This is a genomic window from Pseudoalteromonas sp. P1-11, from assembly GCF_001399995.1.
Taxonomy (GTDB): Bacteria; Pseudomonadota; Gammaproteobacteria; order Enterobacterales; family Alteromonadaceae; genus Pseudoalteromonas; species Pseudoalteromonas atlantica.
In genome coordinates this window covers 86,555-89,240 of the sequence record NZ_LJSP01000014.1, presented here as the reverse complement: position 1 = coordinate 89,240, position 2,686 = coordinate 86,555, and the positions used below count along the sequence as shown (strand labels likewise).

Here is a 2,686-nt window from a genome sequence, read left to right as displayed (position 1 = left end):
GGCTTCGCCATTATGCCCCACATGTCTGCGCCCGTTATTGAAAAGTTAGGTAGCAAGATGGAATTTGAAACTTGGGAATCTCCTTTTGAAGAAGGCACTGCTTGGATCATTGATGTATCGTGGAGTATCGATAAATGGTCACTGACAAAATCTTCTGGCGCAAAAGTTGAAATTCTCGGCAATCCCAAACATAAGGACATCGATTTGATCGCTCGTGTTTTCCATGAAGAAACCGAAGCGCTTTACGAGTTAGCCTTTGAAACGGTTAATGCATATCGTTTATTAGATGAGCATGGTCTTCTCTATCTGTGGTCATCTGAACGCCCCAAAAAGAATACTTTTAAGCTAAAAGGTCACCCATGGCATGAAGAGAGTCCGCTTTCATTCGCTATGGGAAATAATCAGGAGTGGTCACATATGCTGGTAACAAACGATGAATGCTTGGAAGTCATTTGTAGTGAAAGCCCTAAAATTACGAAGGTTGAAAATGTTCGTTTTTCCGGCAATGCTACCTAACAAAAAAATTAAGCCACTCACTGCGTTCGCTGGGACGCATACACGTGGGCTGCTTCGCATTATAGCCCACGCGTCTGCGCCCCTTATTTAAAAGTTAACTTACCCCCAAAAAACCAGCAAAAATTATAAAAAGTTGATAAAAATGGATTTAAAAATAAAGCTAACAAGTAAACCAGACAGACTTTCAACCGCTACTCTCAGTGCGTTAATCTCAAATTTTACTACTACTATTGAGCGAAGTGTTTTTGAAAGCATGTGTTCTATGAATATAAATACGAGTAGAACCCAAATAAGTAAAAGTGTTTATGGAAATATTCACTTAGACGTAGAGCGTGTAGAAAAAGGCTCGTTTATTCTTTTTGTGACTGGGGCTATTGCAGGAACAATAGCATCTTGCTTTTATGATGCAGTAAAGAAAAAAGTAATAAGTAGATTATCTAAGGAAGAAGTGACTGAAGTCGTAAATAGACATACCCCTGTTATCGCTAAAAACTTAGAAAGAGATTTAAAATCAAAAAAGCGATTTGGTTCACTTTACGTTGATGAAATCGATATATCTATGAATCAGGACAGAAAGTTTCCTGAAATGATTATAGATATAACTTTAGGACTTCCTGAAAAAGAACACATGCCAATAGACTCTGAATCACAAATTGAATATGTAATCCGTTTACAAGAAATAAAAAGAAACCGGAAGGATGGATAGATGATAGATAAATGGATAGCTCCGATTGTAATTGGAATAGTTGTTGCCTTTGTTTCATTGTTTGGTTCTGATGTTAAGGAGTTTTTCCTACCTAACTTTGAAATAACCTATCAAGTTACTGAGTCTAAAAAGCTTCTAGGGCCGCAAGATGTAGGCAGAAAACAAATTCCCATACTAGGTAAAAAAGTAGCTGATGTTTATGTATCTCAAGTTGAGTTAAAAAATACAGGTAAAAAAGCAATAAACGATATTGAATTTTTATTAGATGTTAATGCCGTTTCTAAGCCAGAACTATATAGAGTATTTTACGTAACTCAACCAAAAGAAATGTTTGGTTCTGTCAGTTTTTCAGATTACAAAGCAAAGCTATCAAAAAAAGTGAAATTAAAGGAATTTGTAGAGGGTAACTCCATAACCATCTCTTTAATTTCTTCGGAAGTATTAAACATCAATTTTGAAGCTAACAAGACTGAAGTAAACTTCACAGAATTCAAAGACGAAGCTAGTCTCAATGACCATACTTATGTAGCATTTATATCTGCTTTATCTGTCATTGTTGGCCGGTTCTTAATAGACTTCTTGCGCTTCCTAATTCGTTTATACCGAAATCGACCACCTCGGGTAAGTTAACAAGGCCTTAAAGTCGGATGCGTAATAGTTGGCTCGGTTCCGCTTCGCTTCACATTATAGCCAGCTATTACTCACCGCTTAAGGCGGCGTTATGTGTTTCGTAAAGTATGAGTTTCAAAAATAGCGACTAAGGTTTCGAATGTGAAACAGTACAAAATCATAATAAACTAGACAGATAGTTTTATTTTCGCACTTTGATGAGCTACGTATCAGGCTTTAATTAGTGAAGAAATAAGTAAAGTATTACATAACAATCGTAAATTAATTAAGTGCTCACCTACTTTAATTTTTTCACAGTGAGGTTCAATGAACTTAAATCAAATTACATTACCCGTTACTGATATGGAAATTTCGACTAAATTTTATCGCGACTTAGGTTTTACTCAAATTGTGGATACCCCACATTATGCTCGCTTTGAATGTCCAGATGGGGATTCAACTTTCTCATTGTCTTTAGATCGAGGTGAGTTTGATTGTGGCATGGTAATATATTTTGAACATGAACAATTAGATGAACTGGTTGAGACTTTAAAAGTTAAAGGTTTTGTATTTATACAAGAACCTACAGACCAGAGTTATCTATGGCGAGAGGCCGTACTGCATGATCCGTCAGGTCATAAAATTAAGCTATATTGGGCGGGTGTTAATAGAGTTAACCCACCTTGGCGTGTAGAAATACGCAGCTAATCAGACCTTTAATTATGCAGTGTTCAACCTTACGCTATTAAAATCTAACCTCAAAATACAAACAACCATCAGGTTTAACGCCATTGGCATTAAACCTGGCAGCTCAAATTTAACCAATCAGCGTTAATTAGTCGGCATTAAATATAT

General features: G+C 36.3%; 4 protein-coding genes. All 4 read left to right on the top strand.

The window, feature by feature from the left end; genetic code table 11:
- Positions 1 to 516, top strand: a 516-nt coding sequence (locus tag AN390_RS17445) for a hypothetical protein (protein ID WP_236695118.1), incomplete at its 5' end; no start/stop codon positions are given.
- Positions 517 to 658: 142 nt separating this feature from the next.
- The gene (locus AN390_RS17440; RefSeq protein WP_157686050.1) at positions 659 to 1,222 is read left to right on the top strand and encodes a hypothetical protein; all 564 of its coding nucleotides are present in this window, start codon (positions 659 to 661) and stop codon (positions 1,220 to 1,222) included.
- Entirely contained in the window at positions 1,223 to 1,852 is a 630-nt protein-coding gene (locus tag AN390_RS17435) for a hypothetical protein (RefSeq protein ID WP_055255526.1), read from the top strand.
- 306 nt (positions 1,853 to 2,158) lie between these two features.
- Positions 2,159 to 2,539, top strand: coding sequence for a VOC family protein (locus AN390_RS17430; RefSeq protein ID WP_055255525.1), 381 nt, complete (start codon positions 2,159 to 2,161; stop codon positions 2,537 to 2,539).
- The last annotated feature ends 147 nt before the right edge of the window (positions 2,540 to 2,686 follow it).

Excerpts from the sequence above, each read along its gene's own strand:
- AN390_RS17440 (WP_157686050.1), top strand. The coding sequence starts at position 659 with ATGGATTTAAAAATAAAGCTAACAAGTAAACCAGACAGACTTTCAACC.
- AN390_RS17435 (WP_055255526.1), top strand. The coding sequence starts at position 1,223 with ATGATAGATAAATGGATAGCTCCGATTGTAATTGGAATAGTTGTTGCC.
- AN390_RS17430 (WP_055255525.1), top strand. The coding sequence starts at position 2,159 with ATGAACTTAAATCAAATTACATTACCCGTTACTGATATGGAAATTTCG.